A 21,819-nucleotide genomic window follows, 5' to 3' on the forward strand; every position below is an offset into this window, starting at 1 on the left:
AGTCTGATATTTGAGCTACAGCTCTAAAAAGTTTTTAATTAATTGTGAGCCCGCTTTTGAAGAGCGTTCTGGGTGAAATTGCACCCCATAGTAATTACCACTTTGAATGGCTGCGCTAAAACGACTGCCGTAATCACAGCTTGCAATCGTATAGTCGCCTTCTGGCATCGCAAAGCTGTGCACAAAGTAGAAGTACTCGCCCGATTCAATGCCTTTAAATAGCGGATGCCCTGCCGTGGCTGAAACTGTATTCCACCCCATATGTGGCAGTGGTAAGTCCTTGCTATCTAGCTTGCGAACCTCTCCGTCACACAAGCCAAGACAAGGAACAATCTCATCGGCTTTTTGGCCTTTTTCTTCAGATAATTTGCCAAGCAACTGCATACCTAAGCAAATGCCCAGCATGGGTTTTTCTACGCGCTTAACAAGCTCAATTAAATTGCGCTCTTGTAAGTTACGCATCGCTTCACTGGCTGTGCCAACACCGGGCAAAAACAGCTTATCGGCCCCAAGAACAACCTCAGGATCTTTAGAGATGCTGACATCAAAACCTAGACGCTCTATAGCAAAACGAACTGACGACACATTAGCGCATCCAGTATCAATAATTACCACGGTTTGTGATTGATTTTCCACACTAACTCCTTACAACATTCCCTTGCTACTCGGTAGCTCAGTGCCTTCAACCTTAATCGCTTGGCGCAAAGTGCGGCCAAACGCTTTAAATAGACTTTCAATAATGTGGTGATCGTTATCACCGACAGAAGACAGGTGCAATGTACACGCCATGCCATCGGCTAATGAACGGAAGAAATGCACCGCCATTTCTGTAGAAAATCCGCCTACTTCTTCACGGCTAAATTTGGCATCAAATTTTAGATAGGCACGACCGGACAAATCAAGACAACATTGCGCCAGACACTCATCCATCGGCAAGCTAAAGCCAAATCGACCAATGCCACGCTTATCACCCAAGGCTTCTTTTAACGCCTGTCCAAGCGCAAGCGCGGTATCTTCTACAGTGTGGTGATCATCAATGTGCAGATCGCCATCAACAGAAAGTTTCAGCTGAAAACCGCCGTGTGTGGCGATTTGGTCAAGCATGTGGTCAAAAAAGCCAAGACCCGTTTCAATCTTATTACCGCCGATTTCATCAAGATTGACCGCAACACGAATGTCCGTTTCTTTGGTAGTGCGAATCACTTCTGCTGTGCGTGGGTTAGTGGTCAGTCTTTTGACAATGGCTGGCCAATCCAAGCTTTGAGGGTTGTATTGAATACCTTGAATTGCCATGTTCTCTGCTAGTTGAAGATCGGTTAAACGATCGCCAATAACCGCAGAGGTTTTAAAGTCGACTCGACCTGCTTGCAGGTACTCACGAACCAAACCTAATTTTGGCTTGCGACAAGAACAGTTATCTTCATTAAAGTGTGGGCAAATCAAGACTTCATCAAAATGAACACCTTGAGATTCAAAAATGTGCATCATTAAGTCATGCGGGGCATCAAAATCGGCTTGAGGATAGCTATCTGTGCCAAGACCATCTTGGTTTGTCACCATGACCAAACGGTAACCTGCGTCTTGCAGAGCCAATAAACTAGGAATCACTAGTGGCTCAAATTGCAGTTTGTCTAATCGATCAACTTGAAAATCTACCGGTGGCTCAACAATTAAAGTGCCGTCACGGTCGATAAATAAAATCTTTTGGGCTGTGCTCATTATTATTCCTTATTGTAATTCGGCGTCCTACGCTGCAGATTGAGCCAATTGTTGCTTAATAAATTCCAGTGTTTTGTTGCACTCTTCAAGGCTGCCAATACTAATGCGTACACAGTCTTTAATTGGAGAGTTACGTAAAATAATACCTGCATCCCACGCGGCTTTAAATAGCGCATCACCATCCGCAAAGCGAACTAGTAAGTAGTTACCAAAACCGGCATAAACGGTGACATTCGCCAACTTTTGAAGCTCAGTCTCGATATAGCCACGATGAGTATTCAAGGTGGTAATTTGCTTGGTTGCTCGCTCAAGCCCCTCTTTAGATAAAGCTTGAGAAGCAATATCCGCGACAGGCACAGGGACTGGGTAAGGTGCAATAACCTTTAATAAAACTTGAATAAGCTCTTGATTGGCTAAAGTAAAACCACAACGTAGCCCTGCCAAAGCAAAGGCTTTAGACATTGTGCGTAAAATAGCTAAGTTGGGATAATCTTTTAATAAGTCGACTGTTGACGCTTCTGGGCAAAAATCGATATACGCCTCATCCATTACCACGATGGCTTTATCTTTGGTCATTTCAAGCAGGGAAATAATATCCTCACGCTTAATCAAATTACCGGTCGGATTATTAGGTGAGCAAACAAACACTAATTTGCTGTTATCTAAATTGCGTTCAATAGCCGCTAAATCTAACTGCCACTCATCGGTTAACGGCACAACTTTACGCTCAACACCGATGGTTTCAGCACTTATGGCATACATGCCATAAGTGGGAGGACAATAGATAATGGCATCCTCACCCGGCTCACAAAAGGCACGAACTAAAAGCTCGATACCTTCATCTGCGCCGCGAGACGTCAATACTTGCTCTGGCGTAACGCCTGCATAAGAGGCGTAGGCGTTAATAAGTTGAGGTGGCTGACAGTCGCTATAACGATTTAAGCGAGATGCTTCAATCGTGTACGCATTATCAAAAGGCGATTCATTGGCATTAAGCCAAACGTCACCACTGCCACCGATTCGACGTGCAGACAAATAAGGGGTCAGTGCCTGAACTTGTTTACGAGCTAACTTTTCCATGTCTACTGCTTTCCTACTTAATGGCTGATAGTTTTTCCACTCGAATAGTCACGGCGCGTTTATGCGCATCAAGACCTTCGGCTTCTGCCATCGTAACAACCGTTGGTGCTAGAGCAGATAAACCATCAGCGCTAAGCTCTTGTACTGTCATACGCTTACTAAAGTCGGCTAAACCTAAACTTGAGCAAGTGCGAGTGTAGCCATAAGTCGGTAACACATGGTTAGTACCTGACGCGTAATCACCTACTGATTCAGGAGACCATTCACCAAGGAAAATTGAACCCGCATTATCCAGTAGCGGTAGCAACTCTCTTGGGTTACGAGTTTGAACAATTAAGTGCTCAGGACCGTAGTAATTAGAAATCGCAACAGATTGAGTCAAAGACTCTGAAATCACAATTAGGCTAGATGCTAACGCTTGCTGAGCGATGTCTTTACGAGATAATTGCGCCAATTGCTTTTGAACAGCATCGGTCACTTTATCTGCAATAAGAACTGATGGCGTCACCAACACAACTTGAGAATCAGGACCGTGCTCGGCTTGGCTCAGTAAGTCAGCCGCCACAAAATCAGCATCGGCAGTTTCATCGGCAATCACCATCACTTCTGAAGGGCCGGCAGGCATATCAATAGCCGCGCCGCCAAACTCATTACTCACTTGACGCTTCGCTTCGGTAACATACGCATTACCAGGACCGAAAATTTTGTCTACTTTAGCCACTGTATCAGTGCCATAAGCCATCGCGCCAATCGCTTGACCGCCACCCAGGTTATACACTTCATCAATATTACATAACTTAGCCACATACAGGATTTCGTCAGCAATCGGTGGTGGTGAACAAAGAACCACTTTATTACAACCGGCGATTTGCGAAGGTACGCCAAGCATCAATACGGTTGAAGGTAATGGCGCACTGCCACCTGGAATATACAGTCCAACAGTATTAATTGGACGTGTTACCAATTCACATACCACACCCGGCTGTGTTTCAACCTTTAATGGCGCAGGCTTTTGAGCTTGGTGGAACTTAGAAATATTACTGTAAGCTTGGTTAAGTGCTGCTTTCATTTCGTCAGACAAACGCGCTGATGCAGATTCAATCTCATCATTTGATACACGAATATTCTCAGGACGTACACCATCAAACTTTTCAGTCAGGTCAAGTAGTGCCTTGTCCCCTTCTTTTTTTACCTGATTTAATACTGCTGAAACCGCAGCCGTAATATTAGCGCCATCAGTTACCGCTGGTCGTTGAAGTACCGCGCTTTGTTGCTCTGCACTTAATGATTCCCAAGTTACCGTTCTCATCATTTACTCCATCATTTTTTCAATAGGTAGAACTAGGATTGAACTTGCTCCTAGTTCTTTTAACTGTTCCATCGTTTCCCAGAATAGATTCTCAGAGCTAACAAGGTGGATTGCCGCTTTTGATTTATCTGTAGAAAGAGGTAATACCGTTGGATCTTCTGCCCCTGGCAATAGCGCTGTTACTTCGTCTAATTTATCAAGAGGTGCGTGCAGCATGATGTACTTAGATTCTTTAGCTTGCTGTACACCTTGCATGCGAGTCAGTAGCTTATCGATAAGATCCAATTTCTCTTGGTCAAACTCGCCATTACGCTGAATAAGCGTAGCTTTAGAGCGGAAAATAACTTCGGCTTCTTTTAGACCGTTCGCTTCTAGCGTGGCTCCGGTTGAAACCAAATCAGCAATACCATCGGCAAGCCCTGCGCGAGGAGCCACTTCGACTGAACCAGTAAGCATACAAGTACTAAAGTCGATACCTTGCTCATCCATATACGCTTTAAGTAGGTGCGGATAACTTGTTGCGATACGTTTACCAGCAAGATCTTGAGGACCGGCATAGTCCAACTCTTTATCAACCGCGATAGAAAGGCGACATGTACCAAAATCCAAACGACGTAAAGATTTAAACTGATGCGGTTCACCTTTAGCTTTACGATCAAGACGAACTTCTTCTAGTTCATTTTCTCCGATAAAACCTAAATCAACCACGCCATCCATAATTAGGCCTGGGATATCGTCATCTCTAACTAGCAACAGATCGATAGGAGTATTTAAAGAATGAGCAACCAAACGCTCACCCATGATGTTGAATTTAACACCACTTTTTTTCAATAATTCCTGACACTCTTTACTCAGTCGACCTTTTTTCTGAATAGCAATTCTTAGACGTTGTGTTTGCATTGCAGATTCCCTTTGCTGATGTTCTAAATTAATAAACGTATAAAATGAAAAAACCCTTGGGGCTTAGCTCCCAAGGGTTTAAATCTGTATTGATTGATTTAACCACCGAGAGCTGTATCTCCCGGGTACGCGCAACTCACCCGAAAGATTAATATAGGCGATGATGGTGATGATGAATTTTCATATCTTGTTGGCGCATGTTTTTTAAGGCTTATTCAATTGGCTTACAAACACACTAACCAAGCGGTAAATATTTTGCAACCGTTAAATGGTGAAAAATTCGTTTTCAGAGTTATTTTTCTTATTCCTCTTGCCATTGCTAACAAACCTTCTTTTACCTAAGCCAAGGATTCATACCAATCACAGTAAGTAAATGATCAGAAATAGCGCAGGAAAAACACTTGAGAACAAGGCGAATATTTTTGATAAGTAGTTATTCTACAATCAAAAATTTCAACGCGGTTATCAAGTGTTTTAACCAGCTAGGCTGATCAGAGATTTACTACGATTGGTATCAGACTTAAAGTCATCATTTTTGGATGTAAAAAAGGGAGCTAAGCTCCCTTTCAATCGTTTAATGATGTTTTGTGCCCGCTAGCCTTTCTGGCAAGTCAGCTTACTCTTCGACAGAATTGATAGTACAAAACATACCGCCACAAATGCGCCACTCGCGGCCGCAAAAGAAATCAACACTGAATCCGTCATTCCCAAAACAATAAAGCCAACACAAGATATAAGCGCCACTGATAATGCGTATGGTAACTGTGTTGATACATGGTCAATATGATTACAGCGTGCGCCGGTTGAAGACAAAATTGTGGTATCGGAAATTGGAGAACAGTGATCACCAAATACCGAACCTGCTAATACTGCCCCTAACATAGGTAACATAAGAGCGATATCCGTAGACGCAGCCATATCACCTGCAATAGGTAACATGATGCCAAACGTTCCCCAAGAGGTTCCCGTTGAAAATGCCATAATGCCTGCCAGTAGGAACAAAATAACCGGTAACCAACCCGCATCAATATTTGCAACTTGCGCTAAAGAGGATAAATACGATCCTGTTTTCATATCGCCAATCACACTGCCGATAGACCAAGCAAAAATCAGAATAAGGATGGCACCAAACATTGATTTAAGGCCAACCCATAATGCATGACCAATTTTTGGTAGAGGTAAACCTTGGCGTAGTACGGTTCCTAACGCAACAGTCATACCAACCAGACCACCATAGATGAGAGAAGTACCCACATCCGTATTCTCAAACGCACCAAGCACGGTAAATGGCATACCAACATCGACTAATGCTGCTCCGCCGGTATACATCATTGCACCAACCGTTGCGATAATAAGTGCAAAAATAGGCAACACAAGATCGGCAATGCAGCCACTTGAACTTTGCTCAATATTTAGATCTTCATCGATAAGATCAACTTCATTACCGTCTTTATCATTATCAAAACCTCGACCTTGCGACGCTTTGATTTCATGATCGCGCATTGCGCCAACATCAATTTTGAACCACGCAACAGCAAACACCATTAATAGTGCAAATACTGCGTAGAAGTTCATCGGGATAAGGCGAATGTAAGCACCAAAGGCTGAATATTCTGTCACGTTATGGCTGACTAATATTCCACCTATAATGGTCATAATATAGGCACCCCAGCTTGATGCTGGCATGAGTACGCACATTGGAGCGGCGGTAGAATCTAAGATATACGCCAATTTTGCTCGGGAGACATAAAAACGGTCAGTCACCGGACGCGCAACCGCCCCTACCGCTAAGCTATTGAAATAATCATCAATAAAGATAAATACTCCAAGAAAGGCAGCTAATAGTTTTGAACCACGTTTGGTTTTTACACGCTCTTGTGCCCACTGAGCAAAGGCGCGAGTACCACCCGATAATGTCAATAAAGCGGTAAGCATGCCAAGTAGTAATAAAAACCCGACAATACTCATATTCCAAGCATTGATAGTACCGTCTTCAATAAATACGCCATAAACGGTATTAAAAATGTAGCTAGCAGCTCCGGTAAACGAATAATCTGCTAAAAGGAAACCGCCTAAAAGTATACCGGTCCCCAAGGAAAGGAGGACTCGACGAGAGATAATAGCCAACCCTAAAGCCAATAAGGGAGGCAGTAAAGAGATTGGAGATGAAGCAAAATCCGTTAAATTCATGATCTTCTTAATTTATATAATTAGTAAGAGATCTACTGCAGATAGGTATTCGACTAGATGTTGAATAAGCAACCCACCTAAAGATAGGTTCCCACAATAGCGCTCCATAGTTTAACAACACAATAGACTATGGCAGTGTTATCTCTTTCGAAAATAACCCCAACAAATGTTCATGATAAAAGCACTTGTTTCGGCAACGATTCCTTTCATTAACAATTACAACGGCATCACCCTATTGCTAACTACTGATAATAATTGCACCTCAACCCTAAAAAATCACACTTTGATACATTTTAATATGCTACCAGGTGTTCTAGGAGCGGAGCATTTTACTAACATAAAATAGAATTGCAATAGAAAGCCATCTTAGTTTATACAAGTGTTAAAGCGAACACGCCATTCATATTAGCTCATTACAAAAGCTATGATTTTAATATAACTTATTAATATATATCATGCATTTGTAGACCCCTATCTCTATTTGATTGTAATTTAAAACATTATTTATATGTATCATTAGGCCGAATCTTGAATTGTTTACACACAATTTTGTTTAAACTTACTATAAATTTATTGCTGTAATGATTAATCCCACTAGTATTTTCTTGAATTTAATTAATTTATATTTAATTATACAACTAGCTCTTATATAATCGATTTACTCTGTAGCACGATGGTGCACGTTGCTAAGTCAATATTTATTGACGATATTAATCTGATGGGATCCAAATATGTCTGAAATCACAAAAACACTCCTTAATATCCGTAGCCTTCGCGCTTTTTCTCGTGACCTAACTCTAGAGCAACTAGAAGAAGCACTTGATAAATTAACAACTGTTGTTGAAGAGCGTCGTGAAAACGAAGCAGAAGAACGCGCAGTACGTGAAGAAAAAGAAAGAAAGCTTGCTGAATATGCACAACAACTTCTAAAAGAAGGTATTGATATTGAAGAACTCGTTGCTGCTGTTGCAGGCGACACTTCAACTAAATCAAATAAAGCAAAATCAAAACGCGCACCTCGTCCAGCTAAATACGAATACGTAAATGAAAATGGCGAGCAAAAAACATGGACAGGCCAAGGCCGTACTCCATCAGCAATTCAAACTCAACTTGATGCTGGTAAATCTGTAGAAGATTTTCTGATTAAAGCGTAATAGTCATTTATTAGATTTACATTAGATACTAAAAAGCCCCTAAATTAGGGGCTTTTTTATTTGCGCAAATTAATGCTACGTTTTCAACATGTAAAAACGGATTCAACATCAGCTCAAATGTTCCACATTTATAAGCGAATATTCTGTATAAAACGATAATTTTTCAGCCGAGAATATACGGCTGAGTAAATAGTGAAGTAACGACAAAGCTACACCACAATGCCTTACACTCCGAATTCTTAGTATTGCTCTCTCAACATTTAATTGCGTCTGTTATCTTTATTCTACAAGCAAACAGCAATTATCTCTCCCAATACGCTTCTTCTAAGCTATCTTCTCTTTCCGGCAATCCTTTTGATAGTCGAGGAGAGTGTTGTGTTAACACTTCGTAGCTCACTCGATTAGAATATTTACAGACTTGAGAAAAAGAAGAATACGTTAAATATTCATATTCATGTTTACTTGAATTAGGGATGTTTTGTTTATGAAAACTATTTGCTGAAAGATCATGTAATAGAGCGGATAACGCTGCATCCCCTGCCCCGTTAGTATTTTGTATTTTTTCCGGCCCGCCCATATAAGGTGCAATATGAGAATAGACCTTTAATGGCGTACGACACTGGGATTTTAAAGCCGGACGACTAAACTCATAACGATTAAACTCTGCAATCTCTCCTGGTAAAAGAGGCAATGATGTTTCACGCTTTGTTGATTCTTCGGTATATCCAGCCATAAATAGCCCTACAGGACCTGCGGTACACAATACTAAATCGGCCCAATCAAGAACTTTATCTGCCGCAAGCAATGGATCGCTCTCTCCAGTTAACGCTTCAGCTTCTTCTTCATTCATCGCAATGACAGAAACATGATCTGAAATGAAATCCACCCAAAATTGCGGGTCATCTTGAATCACAAACTTTGTGCCTAAGGTTAAGACCACAGGGACATTATGCTTTTTCGCGTACTCTACCGCTCTCATGGTCGCTTTAGGCATAGGGTCGCCATCTTTACAGCGTACAAGGTAAGATGTCAGTACCAACGCTGACGCTTCTTTAAATACAGACTCAGGGATACTTTCAGGATGGAGTTGGTTCATCTTGCCTTCACTAATTGCAAAGGTGCGCTCGCCATTGTCAGAAATTAGAGTAAAACAACGTCCAATTGCGCCATCAACCCCTTGCAGATAGTTCAAATCCATTCGACTTGAGGTGTTACACAAGTAACGAAACCCATAACTGCCAATCTTAATATCAGCGCTCATAACGCCTAATAAAACAGACTTATCATCCGCTAATACAGAGTAGTTATGTAAGGTATTACCAATCGTGCCACCAGCGTATTCATTACTGATCAATTGCTGTTGTTTTAACTCGTTATACAACGACTCTGCGGTGTGATCGTCAATAACCAAAGAATGGCCTTTGCTTAGATTGAACTTGGCAATAAAGTCATCAGAGACTCTCGCCTCTATATCCACCAAAGTCTGGTCAACACCCACGACGTAAGTTTGATTGATGCTCGCGTCTGTTTTTGTTTTAGGGACTAAAGGATCACGAGTATTAACGGGAAAATAATGCTTTGATTTACGCTGGCCAGGAAATTTCATTCAAATTCTAAAACTGAGAGGATAGATGTAGAAATTGTAGACGTTAGAAATATGACCTTCAATACGTCGGCAAAACGCAAACGGTTAACTCATTTTTTTTAATGCTGAATGATTAAATAATAAACAAAAAAGAGCCAGACCGCTAACTGCGATACTGACTCTCATTGTTAAACGATAAAAAATACCTTATTCAGCTTTTGCTTTAGGCTTCTTACGTTTATCTGTGATTTCCCATTTACCATCGATAAATAGACCCGTCCAACCTGATGGTTTGCCATCAATTTCTGAACGAACATAGTTTTCTTTACTCTTACGACTAAAGCGAACAACGGTTGGTCTTCCATCTGGGTCCTCTGTTGGTGCATCCGCTAAGTATTGGAACTTAGGTGATAATCTCTCTTTAAATCGAGCCAACTCTTCAACCAATGGAGCGCGAGTCTCGCGAGATTTAGGGAAATTGCTGGCCGCCATGAATAGACCTGATGCCCCGTCACGTAATACAAAATACGCGTCGGACTGAGTACAAGGTAATTCAGGAAGATGCACTGGATCTTCTTTTGGTGGAGCCACTTCGCCATTACGCAAAATCTTACGCGTATTTTTACACTCTTCGCTGGTGCAATCCATGTACTTACCAAAACGGCCGTTTTTCAACACCATATCAGAACCACATTTATCACACTCAACCACAGGGCCGTCATAGCCCTTCACTTTAAACTCGCCGAACTCGACAACATGACCTTCACAGTTAGGGTTATTACCACACACATGAAGCTTACGCTTATCATCAATCAGATAAGCATCCATTGCCGTTTCACAGATTGGACAACGACGCTTAGCGCGCAATGCCGCCGTCTCTGGATCTTCCTCTAAGACGTTAATAATTCCGTCTTCATCACCTAGGTTAATGGTGGTTTTACAGCGCTCTTTTGGTGGCAGTGCATAACCAGAACAACCTAAGAAAACACCGGTAGAGGCGGTTCTAATGCCCATTGGGCGAGAACAAGTTGGACATTCGATATCCGTCATAACGATATGGTTTTGTTCCATACCACCTTGATCAGAATCAAGCTCAGCCGTTTCAAGTTCTGTCGAGAAGTCTTTAAAGAAACGATCAAGGACTTGTGTCCAAGTTGCTTCACCTTCTGCGATTTGGTCAAGCTTTTGTTCCATTCGCGCAGTAAAGTCGTAGTTCATTAAATCGACGAAACTGTTATCCAAACGGTCCGAAACAATCTCACCCATTTTTTCAGCGTAGAATCGACGTTGTTCTACTTTTACATAGCCACGATCTTGAATCGTAGAAATGATAGAAGCATACGTTGACGGACGACCAATACCACGTTTTTCAAGCTCTTTTACCAAAGCCGCTTCTGTAAAGCGCGCCGTTGGTTTTGTAAAGTGTTGCTTAGGCTCAAGCTCTTTTAGAGAAAGAGTATCGCCTAGTTTTACTTCTGGCAGGATCTGATCTTCGTTTTTACCCATTGGGCGTTGAACACGAGTCCAACCATCAAACTTCAGAATTCGACCTTTGGCTTTTAGCGTAAATTCGGCAGCTTTCACACTAATGGTTGTCGAATCGTATTGAGCGGGTGTCATCTGACAAGCCACAAACTGATTCCAAATCAACGCATACAGCTTGTGAGCGTCCTTATCAACGCCAACCAGATCAGGTTCTTGCACATCTACACTAGAAGGACGAATCGCTTCGTGCGCCTCTTGAGCGCCCTCTTTGCTGCCGTAAACAAGTGGTTTAGCCGGTAAATACTTGTCACCGTATTCGCTACCAATGAAACTGCGCAGATTTTCGACCGCTTCACTACTCAAGTTAGTTGAGTCAGTACGCATATAAGTGATGTAACCCGCTTCATACAAACGCTGCGCTAACATCATGGTCTTTTTAACGCCATACCCTAGTCGGGTACTCGCCGCTTGTTGCAGAGTCGAAGTAATATAAGGAGCAGATGGCTTACTTCTGGTTGGGCGATCTTCACGTTTACAAACTTCGTATTCGGCCTTTTCTAACAAGCTCAATGCCGCTTTGGTATCGGTTTCGTTAGTTGGTTTAAAGGCTGTGCCATTTTTTTGCGCCACTATCAGACGAAAATCAGCTGCACTTTGCGTGACCGTATTAGCATGAATGTCCCAGAACTCTTCTGGAATAAACGCTTTAATTTCACGTTCACGCTCAACAACAAGTTTTGTTGCAACAGACTGAACTCGCCCTGCAGATAATCCGCGAGCGACTTTCTTCCATAACAGCGGTGACACCATAAATCCTACAACACGGTCCATAAAGCGACGCGCTTGTTGAGCATTTACACCATCAATATTTAATTCACCCGGAGTTTCAAATGCCTGTTGAATGGCATTTTTGGTGATTTCGTTAAAGACTACACGTTTATATCGCTTTTCATCGCCGCCGATGATCTCACGAAGGTGCCATGCGATAGCTTCTCCTTCGCGGTCCAAATCGGTTGCGAGATAGACGTAGTCAGCGTCTTTTGCCAGTTTTTGAAGTTCAGCGACGACCTTCTCTTTACCCGGCAAGATTTGATAATTGGCTTCCCAATTGTGATAAGGGTCGATACCCATTTTTTTGATCAGCGACTTTTTCGCTTTTTCTTTTTTAATGCGTTCTTTTTCTTCTGCGCTCAATCCTTTGGTGGATATAGGCGTAGCCTTTTTACCGCTGGATTGACCCGCGGTAGGTAGATCACGTACGTGACCAACACTGGATTTAACAATGAAATCTTTACCAAGGTATTTATTAATTGTTTTTGCCTTAGCTGGTGACTCCACTATAACAAGAGACTTACCCATAACTGAACGTTCTGTCCTATATTTTGGTTCGCAAAAGATGCAAACTCGAATTTTGATTCTTTTTTTACTATTGAGCGATAATTTTACAAAATCAACCCATTTTTTCGATTTTGATACTATTTGTGCGTAAATCAATCAGCACGCTTTGCGTAAACGATAGACTGTTTTGCATGAATCTGCTGTTGTTTTGCTTAATTATCGATGTACACTTAGCGCCAATATTGACTAGAACAACAGGTAACAATATGAGTGATAAAAAACTGATTTCAGAGTTTGAGCTATTACTGATCGCAAACAACATCATCCAAGATCACGCAGACTATATAGAAGGGATGAGAGCAACATCAGTAATAGAAAACGAAGATGTCTTGATATTTAAAGGCGATTACTTCCTTGATGAAAACGGCTTACCCACTCCGACTACAACCGCTGTTTTCAATATGTTCAAATACTTAGCGCATCATCTGTCTAAAGAATTTACTCTACAATAACGTCTATTGAGCTCCTAAAATGGGGCTCTTTTTTTACGTTATTTTCAAATCTTCGACGTATCTAAAACTCACTAAATCACGAAACATAAGGTTACACTGATATCTAACAGATTATCCTTTTCATATAATGAGCGATATCACACTTTTAGCATATTCAGACAAGGAAAATTTGTGAGCTTTAAAAAATACAGACCAACAAATGGGGCAATTATTATTGGTAGTGTTGCTATCATTTTAGCTGCTTCACTTTTTTATCATTTTGGAATGGCAAGCAATAATTCCACTCTACGCTTTAAATCAGTCCCTTTACCTGACTTTGCGGCAATAACCGATGTGCATCAAAAGAAAAGTGAGTTTTTTGCTTTTATAAAACCTTATGTACAGAAGAAAAACGCCTTTGTTCAACAACAGCGAGATACGTTAGTTGCACTTAAAGCTAAGCTCGCTAAAAAAGAGACTCTATCTCAATCTGAACGTGATACTTTCTCTGAAATTGCCGCGCAATATCGTACAGAAATTAAAGATTTCAGTTTGAAAGAAATGAACACTTTATTAGTGCACGTTGATGTTATTCCCGAGCAATTAGTGCTTATTCAAGCAGCGAATGAAAGTGGTTGGGGAACGTCTCGATTTGCCAAACAAGCGAATAACTTTTTTGGTCAATGGTGCTTTAAAAAAGGCTGTGGTGTTGTACCTAGTCAACGTAAAGCTGGGATGACTCATGAAGTAGCAACATTTAACTCAGTCGGCGACTCTGTTGCCGCTTATGTAGACAATCTCAATACCAACCAAGCGTACTCAGGCTTTCGTGAGCTTCGTGCCAACATCACAGCTCAGCACAAAACACCAACCGCTGAACAGTTGATTTATGGCCTTAGCAATTACTCAGAGCGCTCTGATGACTACATCAAAGATATCTTAGCCATGCTGCGCCATAACAAAGCAATCTTGGAAGAAGCACCTAAAAGTAAATAGACCATTAAGTTACTTTTTCTAACAAAAAAAACGGGCTCCTATTTAAGGAGCCCGTTTTTATTTGCTTTTATTTCAATAGATAAATTACTTATCCGTAACCAGTCCTAGTAACTTATCAAAGTAATCTGGGAATGTTTTAGAGGTACACTTAGGGTCATTAATCGTGACAGAAGAGCCAAATGCAACCAAAGAGAAACACATCGCCATTCTATGATCATCATAAGTATCTATCGCAGCGTGATTGATTTGTTCCGGTGGTGTCACAATAATGTAATCCTCACCCTCTTCCACTGTCGCACCCACTTTGCGTAGCTCTGTTGCCATAGCCGCTAAACGGTCAGTTTCTTTCACGCGCCAGTTATAGACATTACGAATCGCCGTTGTGCCTTTTGCAAATAATGCCGCTACCGCAATGGTCATTGCCGCATCAGGAATATGATTAAAGTCCAAATCTACGGCTTTAAGCTCACCTTTACGCGCAATAATATAATCACTGCCCCACTCAATCTCAGCGCCCATTGCTTGCAGCGCATCAGCAAATTGAATATCGCCTTGAATGCTGTCTTTACCAATGCCCGTGACTTTGATTTCACCACCAATCGCCGCTGCCGCAAGGAAATACGATGCCGATGAAGCATCACCCTCAACTAAGAAATCACCGGGAGCAACATAATGCTGACCACCACGAACAATAAATTTTTTGTAGTCATAATTTTCAACACTGACACCAAACTGCTCCATGATGTGCAATGTGATATCGATATACGGCTTAGACACTAAGTCGCCATCAATATTAATCGTAATATCACCGTCAGCAAGTGGCGCACTCATCAAAAAAGCGGTCAAAAACTGGCTAGAGATAGAACCATCGATGGATACTTCGCCAGATTTAAGTCCAGTACCTTGAATTTTCAATGGTGGAAATCCATCATTCTCTAGGTAAGTCACTTCCGCTCCAGCCTCACGAAGTGCCGTCACTAAATGCCCGATTGGGCGCTCTTTCATGCGCGGCTCACCGGTAAGAACAAACTCACCTTTACTGGCACATAATGCCGCGGCTAAAGGACGCATCGCCGTACCCGCATTACCTAGAAACAGCTCTAAAGCATCAGGGGCATTAAATACACCGCCTAGGCCATCAACTTCACAGGTGGTCTTATCTTCTGAAAGACGGTATGAAACCCCAAGCTGTTTTAACGCATTAAGCATGTGACGGATATCATCACTGTCGAGTAGGTTCGTTAAACGCGTAGTACCTTGAGCTAAGGCTGCCAGTAACAAAACACGGTTAGAAACACTCTTAGAACCCGGCAGATTAACTTCGCCATTCACTTTTGATATTTGTTGTAGAGTTAAGCTTTCCATTGACTGTTTTCCTTGAAAGCAATTTTATGCCAAATCATGATGTTAAATATCATTTCAGATTATCGAAATTGAACGCAGAAAAACAGACTGAATTGACACTAAATTGGATAATTTTAATTTATTGTTGTAAATCGACTCGCACGCCATTGTCAAAATAGAGAATACGGACACTATCAGAGGCTGAAAATAGCATGTTTCGATCAATGTCTTGAATCACATCAATGAGGCGATCGTCATCTGTACGAATCAATAGCTCGACCAATTTATGTTCAACTTTATATTGCTGATGACCATAATGTTGCACGACGCCAGCACCGGCGACCGCGCCTAATGCTGTCGCCACCTCTCTTCCCGTTCCATCACCAAATTGATTACCAATCACACCACCGACTACCGCCCCTAATAAGGTTTGCCAGCCCTTTGCTTTAGAGTCGATAATTTGCTGCTGGGAAATATAGCGAACGGTCTCTACATGACCATAGACAACGTTATTAACCGGGCGCGCTGTATTTCTTTGATAGGCCGCTTGTGTTAATAATGGAAACAATAATAAAAGTGTAATTAGTATTCTCATTGTCTCATGACCTTATATCTTTCCGAATTAACCGCTGATAATAGCGAATTTCCTGACCCAAGTTTAGCATTGACTAAACCCAATGGGTTACTTGCATTTGGTGGCGATTTATCCACTGAAAGGTTACATAATGCTTATCGGCAAGGCATTTTTCCATGGTACAGCTATGGTGAACCTATTTTATGGTGGAGCCCATCGCCAAGGGCCGTCTTCATTCCTGAGACATTTACCCCATCGAAAAGTTTGGTTAAATTTCAGAAAAAACAAAATTATAAGGTCACAATAAATCATGCAACGGACCAGTTGATTGACCTTTGCGCCAGTACTCGGCCTGATGAAGAAACTTGGATAACGGATGAAATGTTGCATGCCTACCAAATGCTGGCTAAAGCGGGACATTGCCATTCAGTCGAAGTATGGCAAGACGAACAGTTGATTGGCGGCCTATATGGGGTCTCTGTGGGCAGTGTCTTTTGTGGTGAGTCGATGGTCAGCATCAAAACAAACGCTTCAAAAATAGCCTTGTGGTATTTTACTCAGCACTTTGTAAAACAGGGTGGCAAACTGATTGATTGCCAAATAATGAACCCTCATTTAGCGTCATTAGGCGCAATAGAGATACCCAGAAGTGAATTTCAAGGCTATCTTTTATCACATAGAGATCGGCCAATGGTCAGTCACTGCTTCTTCCCTCAAACCCTGTCTATTTAAGTTGATACCAGATTAAGGACGCGATTTAGCCAATGAATTCCGAGTTACAACAAATTCAAGTGGGCTTTACTCAAAATCACCCATGCAGCTATTTAAAAGACCAGCAAGAACGCGTTGCGGTCGCTTTGGATGAAGAACTGCAGTCAAGCCAAGGTTATGAGCTTTTATTGGCCAATGGCTTTAGACGCAGTGGCGAGACTATTTATCGCCCATACTGTGAAAGCTGCAATAAATGCACTGCGATTCGAATTGATGTAGAGCAGTTCAGAGCCTCAAAAAGTCAAAAACGATTACTGAACAAAGCCAAGCACATGCATTGGGAGGTCACTCACGATATCAGCGCTCATTGGTTTGAATTATATCGTCAATATATCGAGATTAGGCACTTTGAAGGCAGTATGTACCCGCCTAATGAAATGGATTTTAAGAAATTTATTCATTCAAATACGGTTCCAAGTGGCTTTTTACACATTTATGAGCAAGAAAAGCTCATCTCAATTGCCGTGACCGATCAACTCAACGATGCCAATAGTGCTTTTTACACCTTTTATAGCCCGCAACACTCGCTATCGCTAGGGACACTGTCAGTGTTATATCAAATTCAATATACCCGCTCACAGGGCAAAAAGTGGCTATATTTGGGCTATCAAATCGATGAATGTCCTGCGATGAATTATAAAGTCCGATTTGATTCGCATCAAAAGCTAGTAAATCAACGGTGGCAAGGGTAGAATATCGCCCAATGCGAATAGGTAGCTAATGAGGCTACCGAGATTACCCTTATTCTGATCGAGGATTCAATGGCTAAAGAAGACGTAATTGAGATGCAAGGCACAGTCCTAGACACTCTGCCAAACACTATGTTCCGTGTTGAACTAGAAAACGGTCACGTTGTGACTGCTCACATCTCTGGTAAAATGCGTAAAAACTACATCCGTATCTTAACGGGCGATAAAGTGACAGTAGAAATGACTCCATACGACCTAAGCAAAGGCCGCATCGTCTTCCGTGCTCGTTAATATCTCTGTTAACTATGCATAAAAAAACGGAGCTTAAGCTCCGTTTTTTTATGCACGCTCTATAAGACCAATCCGTAATACTAATCACAGTAAGCCTCTGATCATTGACTTACTGTAATTAGTATAAGTTTGAGCCTGCCATTACAAACTCAAACTTATTCAGAATGGCATCAATTAATGATGCAACGCTTCTTCTTCAGTATTGGCATAATGAAAGTTCAGTTCATCATCTTGTAGATTAACCGACACAGAGCCTCCATTCACCAACTCACCAAACAATAGCTCATTCGCTAAAGGTTTCTTCAGCTTCTCTTGGATCATACGAGACATCGGTCTTGCGCCCATCGCTTTATCGTAGCCTTTAACCGCCAACCAATGGCGAGCATTATCGGAAACTTCTAAAGAGACGCCTCGAGAATCTAACTGAGCCTGAAGCTCAACAATAAACTTATCCACGACTTGATGAATAACTTGCTCATCTAAGCTGTTAAACCAAATAATATTATCTAGGCGATTACGAAACTCTGGTGTAAATACGCGCTTGATAATAGCCATTGCATCAGGTGCATGATCTTGCTGAATCAGACCAATCGATTGTTTCTCAGTTTCAACGACACCAGCATTGGTCGTCATCACTAAAATCACATTTCTAAAATCAGCCTTACGTCCGTTATTGTCCGTCAGCGTCCCGTTATCCATCACCTGCAACAGCAAGTTAAAGATATCTGGGTGTGCTTTCTCTATTTCATCAAGCAGCACCACAGAGTGAGGCTGTTTAATAACTGCATCGGTCAGCAAACCACCTTGATCGTACCCTACGTAGCCAGGAGGCGCGCCAATCAAGCGGCTGATAGAGTGACGTTCGCCATACTCAGACATATCAAAGCGTAGTAGCTCAATACCTAGCAGTTTCGCCATCTGAGCGGTGACTTCCGTTTTACCTACCCCTGTTGGGCCGGCAAACAAGAATGAACCTACTGGTTTGTTTTCAGCGCTCAATCCTGCTCGTGATAACTTAATCGACTCACTAAGCACATCAATTGCCTGATCTTGTCCAAATACCAGCATCTTCATTTTGCGATCAAGATTTTTCAGGATGTCTTTATCTGAAGAAGATACTGATTTTTCTGGAATACGAGCCATCTTAGCTACCATAGCTTCGATATCCCCTACCCCAACGGTTTTCTTACGACGACTGCTTGGCACAAGTCGGCTCTTAGCACCCGCTTCATCAATCACATCAATGGCCTTATCAGGCAAGTGACGTTCATTAATGTATTTAGCCGAAAGCTCAACCGCAGCACGAAGTGCTTTATTGGTATAACGCACCTCATGATGCTCTTCGTACTTGGATTTCAATCCCATCAAAATCTTGGTCGTATCATCTAATGAAGGTTCAACTACATCAATTTTTTGGAAGCGACGAGACAGCGCACGCTCTTTTTCAAAAATGGTGCTGTACTCTTGATAAGTTGTTGAACCAATACAACGTAGTTTACCGCTACTCAGCAATGGTTTAATTAGATTAGCCGCATCCACTTGACCACCCGATGCCGCGCCTGCGCCAATAATGGTATGGATCTCATCAATAAATAGAATCGCTTCATCTTGCTTTTCTAGTTGCTTGAGAATGTTCTTAAAACGCTTCTCAAAATCACCACGGTATTTAGTACCCGCAAGTAAAGAACCAATGTCCAATGAATAGATCACAGAATCTGCAATGACCTCAGGTACGTCACCTTGCACTATTCGCCATGCTAGACCTTCAGCAATGGCCGTTTTACCAACACCTGCTTCACCTACCAACAAAGGATTGTTTTTGCGACGACGACACAGCACTTGAATGGTACGTTCAAGCTCTTGATCTCGTCCAATCAAAGGGTCGATATTGCCGTTTCGAGCCACAACATTGAGATTAGTGGCAAAATTTTCTAGCTGATCTTCTTGTTGCGCGGTTTCTTCCGTTGTTTCAGCATTACCAAACAATTCTGATGAGTCGTCTTTTGGTGTTTTAGTAATACCATGAGAAATGAAGTTAACAATATCTAAACGGCTAACGTCATTTTTCTTCAATAGATAAGCGGCGTGGGATTCTTGTTCGCTAAAAATAGCCACCAGCACGTTAGCACCAGAGACTTCATTTCGACCTGAGGATTGCACATGAAAAACAGCACGTTGTAACACACGCTGAAAACTCAATGTTGGCTGAGTTTCTCGGGTTGCGTCATCCACAGCAATCAGTGGTGTTGTTTGTTCAATAAAGGTATCCAGTTCTTGACGGATAGTTTCTAGATTTGCGCCACAGGCTTTCAGAGCCTCATTAGCCGATTGGTTGTCTAGAAGCGCCAACAGCAGATGCTCTACCGTCATAAACTCATGTTGTTTATCTCGCGCTTGAGAAAAAGCGCCATTTAAACTTGTTTCTAGTTCCTTGTTTAGCATACAGGCCTCCCTAAAACTTCAAAAACAACCACATCATTAATAGTAATTCGAATATGGTTATGCTCTTTCCATGGTGCATAGCAAAGGGTGTTCTTCCTGCTCAGAGTACAATGTAACCTGTGCAACCTTTGTTTCTGCTACTTCAGCTGTGTAAGTGCCACAACGTGCTTTCCCCTCATAATGCACCTGAAGCATGGTTTGAGCGGCTCTATCGGCATCCATACCAAAAAAGCGCTCAAGGATTTCAATAACAAAATCCATCGGGGTGTAATCATCATTATTTAAAATAACGTGATACATAGGGGGTGGTTTCACTTCGGTTTTTTCTTTCTCCAGCAAGTCAAAACCCGGAGTCACCCATTCATAAATCTCATTCATTTTTACGTCTTTTGTAGAAAAAACAATCACTCTTAATCGCAACAATTTATTACTGCTACTTAAGAGACTAATAGAGCAATTGTATCCCTGCAAATAAAACATTGCTATCGTTATCGACCGGTGAATATTCCGCCACTATTTGCTGTAAATCACCGCTATTCAGCCGGTAAATCATTCACAAACCATTACCGCGTAAACTAAGGATAAAAACGTCGCACTTGTCTAATTATCGACCTATAGTTAACATTCTGTTAAATTAACTCGGTCTATGTATTGACGAAAATGATTCTTTGTCTACATTATTCTATTGTTTGAATGAAAAATTGACGCGCTATTGTCCCCAATAGTAAACAGCATTCAATTTTCACAAACCTACACAATAACGAAGTGAAACTGTAACGAACACAGCGCACAACAAGCAGAAAATGCATAAGGATGTAAAGCATGGCAACAGGTACTGTTAAGTGGTTCAACAACGCCAAAGGATTTGGATTTATCTGCCCAGAAGGTGAAGACGGCGATATTTTCGCTCACTACTCAACGATTCAGATGGATGGCTACAGAACATTAAAAGCGGGTCAAACTGTCAATTATGAAGTAGAGAAAGGCCCTAAAGGTTCACATGCTAGTGCGGTTGTGCCAATAGAAACAGATTTAGCGAAGTAATCCATACTTTGTAAACAGTGTTTTAGACATAAATGTCTCTATCAAAAAATAAAGGAGGTATATATACCTCCTTTATTGTGTCTGCAATTTAACAACTGCTCCTTACAAGGTGAGATCACGAACGTTATTTGAACAAAATCATGTGCATTATCGGAACAAGCCTTTGTGGCATGGATGCCACAATGAAGCCATCAAGGATGATTTCACGGCGTCTTGTGGAGATGATGTTCATGATTGGTCGATAAGTGTTCACTCATGCGTTCGCCCTACTGCCCCGTAGATATGCACACTCCGTTATTACTCGCTTGACCTGTCTATAGGTATAGGCTCTAACATTTACCTCACTTCAAGTTCATAACGACAATTGTCGTCAAAAATAAAGAGGTAAGAGTGACGATATCTAAGAGCATAATTTCA

Annotated in this window: 19 protein-coding genes, 1 riboswitch and 1 other annotated feature; of the genes, 7 read left to right on the forward strand and 12 right to left on the reverse strand. The window is 41.7% G+C overall.

Going from position 1 to position 21,819, the window contains the following annotated elements:
• Positions 1-15: 15 nt before the first annotated feature.
• From hisH to A9260_RS07605, 6 genes are all read right to left on the reverse strand, one after another.
• The gene (gene hisH, locus A9260_RS07580) at positions 16-636 is read right to left on the reverse strand and encodes an imidazole glycerol phosphate synthase subunit HisH (RefSeq protein ID WP_068697697.1); all 621 of its coding nucleotides are present in this window, start codon (positions 634-636) and stop codon (positions 16-18) included.
• A gap of 9 nt (positions 637-645) precedes the next feature.
• Positions 646-1,719 (reverse strand): bifunctional histidinol-phosphatase/imidazoleglycerol-phosphate dehydratase HisB, encoded by a 1,074-nt coding sequence (gene hisB / locus A9260_RS07585; protein ID WP_068697698.1) that lies wholly within the window; start codon positions 1,717-1,719, stop codon positions 646-648.
• 27 nt (positions 1,720-1,746) lie between these two features.
• Positions 1,747-2,799, reverse strand: coding sequence for a histidinol-phosphate transaminase (gene hisC / locus A9260_RS07590; RefSeq protein WP_068697699.1), 1,053 nt, complete (start codon positions 2,797-2,799; stop codon positions 1,747-1,749).
• A 13-nt stretch (positions 2,800-2,812) separates the two neighbouring features.
• The gene (gene hisD, locus A9260_RS07595; RefSeq protein ID WP_068697934.1) at positions 2,813-4,108 is read right to left on the reverse strand and encodes a histidinol dehydrogenase; all 1,296 of its coding nucleotides are present in this window, start codon (positions 4,106-4,108) and stop codon (positions 2,813-2,815) included.
• A 3-nt stretch (positions 4,109-4,111) separates the two neighbouring features.
• Positions 4,112-5,008, reverse strand: coding sequence for an ATP phosphoribosyltransferase (gene hisG / locus A9260_RS07600; RefSeq protein ID WP_068697705.1), 897 nt, complete (start codon positions 5,006-5,008; stop codon positions 4,112-4,114).
• A gap of 44 nt (positions 5,009-5,052) precedes the next feature.
• Positions 5,053-5,181: a sequence feature (His leader region), on the reverse strand.
• Positions 5,182-5,602: 421 nt separating this feature from the next.
• Entirely contained in the window at positions 5,603-7,198 is a 1,596-nt protein-coding gene (locus A9260_RS07605) for a Na+/H+ antiporter NhaC family protein (RefSeq protein ID WP_068697707.1), read from the reverse strand.
• A gap of 89 nt (positions 7,199-7,287) precedes the next feature.
• Positions 7,288-7,472, reverse strand: a riboswitch (Lysine riboswitch).
• Positions 7,473-7,929: 457 nt separating this feature from the next.
• Between A9260_RS07605 and A9260_RS07610 the strand changes: the two genes are divergently transcribed.
• A complete protein-coding gene (locus tag A9260_RS07610) occupies positions 7,930-8,352 on the forward strand; it encodes an H-NS family histone-like protein (RefSeq protein WP_068697712.1) in 423 nt (140 codons plus the stop codon).
• A gap of 301 nt (positions 8,353-8,653) precedes the next feature.
• Here A9260_RS07610 and A9260_RS07615 read toward each other — a convergent pair whose 3' ends face one another.
• Together A9260_RS07615 and topA are read right to left on the reverse strand one after the other, a co-directional pair.
• Positions 8,654-9,958 carry an inosine/guanosine kinase gene (locus tag A9260_RS07615; RefSeq protein ID WP_068697714.1) on the reverse strand — a complete coding sequence of 435 codons (1,305 nt, stop codon included), beginning with the start codon at positions 9,956-9,958 and terminating at the stop codon, positions 8,654-8,656.
• Positions 9,959-10,144: 186 nt separating this feature from the next.
• The gene (gene topA, locus A9260_RS07620) at positions 10,145-12,781 is read right to left on the reverse strand and encodes a type I DNA topoisomerase (RefSeq protein WP_068697716.1); all 2,637 of its coding nucleotides are present in this window, start codon (positions 12,779-12,781) and stop codon (positions 10,145-10,147) included.
• Positions 12,782-13,026: 245 nt separating this feature from the next.
• Between topA and A9260_RS07625 the strand changes: the two genes are divergently transcribed.
• Positions 13,027-13,272, forward strand: a complete 246-nt coding sequence (locus A9260_RS07625; protein WP_068697717.1) for a YciN family protein — start codon at positions 13,027-13,029, stop codon at positions 13,270-13,272.
• Positions 13,273-13,443: 171 nt separating this feature from the next.
• A complete protein-coding gene (locus A9260_RS07630; RefSeq protein ID WP_068697722.1) occupies positions 13,444-14,247 on the forward strand; it encodes a glucosaminidase domain-containing protein in 804 nt (267 codons plus the stop codon).
• Positions 14,248-14,331: 84 nt separating this feature from the next.
• Here the strand turns inward: A9260_RS07630 and aroA are convergent, their stop codons facing one another.
• A complete protein-coding gene (gene aroA, locus A9260_RS07635; RefSeq protein ID WP_068697723.1) occupies positions 14,332-15,612 on the reverse strand; it encodes a 3-phosphoshikimate 1-carboxyvinyltransferase in 1,281 nt (426 codons plus the stop codon).
• Positions 15,613-15,730: 118 nt separating this feature from the next.
• The gene (locus tag A9260_RS07640) at positions 15,731-16,186 is read right to left on the reverse strand and encodes a glycine zipper 2TM domain-containing protein (RefSeq protein ID WP_068697724.1); all 456 of its coding nucleotides are present in this window, start codon (positions 16,184-16,186) and stop codon (positions 15,731-15,733) included.
• Between the two features lie 6 nt (positions 16,187-16,192).
• On the opposite strand from A9260_RS07640, the gene aat reads away from it, so the two are divergent.
• The 3 genes from aat (at position 16,193) to infA (ending at position 17,916) form a co-directional block, all read left to right on the forward strand.
• Positions 16,193-16,897 carry a leucyl/phenylalanyl-tRNA--protein transferase gene (gene aat / locus A9260_RS07645; RefSeq protein WP_068697725.1) on the forward strand — a complete coding sequence of 235 codons (705 nt, stop codon included), beginning with the start codon at positions 16,193-16,195 and terminating at the stop codon, positions 16,895-16,897.
• Between the two features lie 32 nt (positions 16,898-16,929).
• Complete coding sequence (locus A9260_RS07650) at positions 16,930-17,628, forward strand: arginyltransferase (RefSeq protein ID WP_068697726.1); 699 nt, start codon at positions 16,930-16,932, stop codon at positions 17,626-17,628.
• Positions 17,629-17,697: 69 nt separating this feature from the next.
• A complete protein-coding gene (infA, locus tag A9260_RS07655) occupies positions 17,698-17,916 on the forward strand; it encodes a translation initiation factor IF-1 (RefSeq protein WP_001040192.1) in 219 nt (72 codons plus the stop codon).
• 174 nt (positions 17,917-18,090) lie between these two features.
• Here the strand turns inward: infA and clpA are convergent, their stop codons facing one another.
• Both clpA and clpS read right to left on the reverse strand, forming a co-directional pair.
• On the reverse strand, positions 18,091-20,358 hold the full coding sequence (gene clpA / locus A9260_RS07660; protein ID WP_068697731.1) for an ATP-dependent Clp protease ATP-binding subunit ClpA: 2,268 nt from the start codon (positions 20,356-20,358) through the stop codon (positions 18,091-18,093).
• A 57-nt stretch (positions 20,359-20,415) separates the two neighbouring features.
• A complete protein-coding gene (clpS, locus tag A9260_RS07665; protein WP_068697733.1) occupies positions 20,416-20,736 on the reverse strand; it encodes an ATP-dependent Clp protease adapter ClpS in 321 nt (106 codons plus the stop codon).
• A 444-nt stretch (positions 20,737-21,180) separates the two neighbouring features.
• On the opposite strand from clpS, the gene cspD reads away from it, so the two are divergent.
• Positions 21,181-21,402, forward strand: coding sequence for a cold shock domain-containing protein CspD (gene cspD / locus A9260_RS07670; RefSeq protein WP_068697734.1), 222 nt, complete (start codon positions 21,181-21,183; stop codon positions 21,400-21,402).
• Positions 21,403-21,819 lie beyond the last annotated feature (417 nt).

Source organism: Vibrio sp. UCD-FRSSP16_30, from assembly GCF_001676025.1.
GTDB lineage: Bacteria > Pseudomonadota > Gammaproteobacteria > Enterobacterales > Vibrionaceae > Vibrio.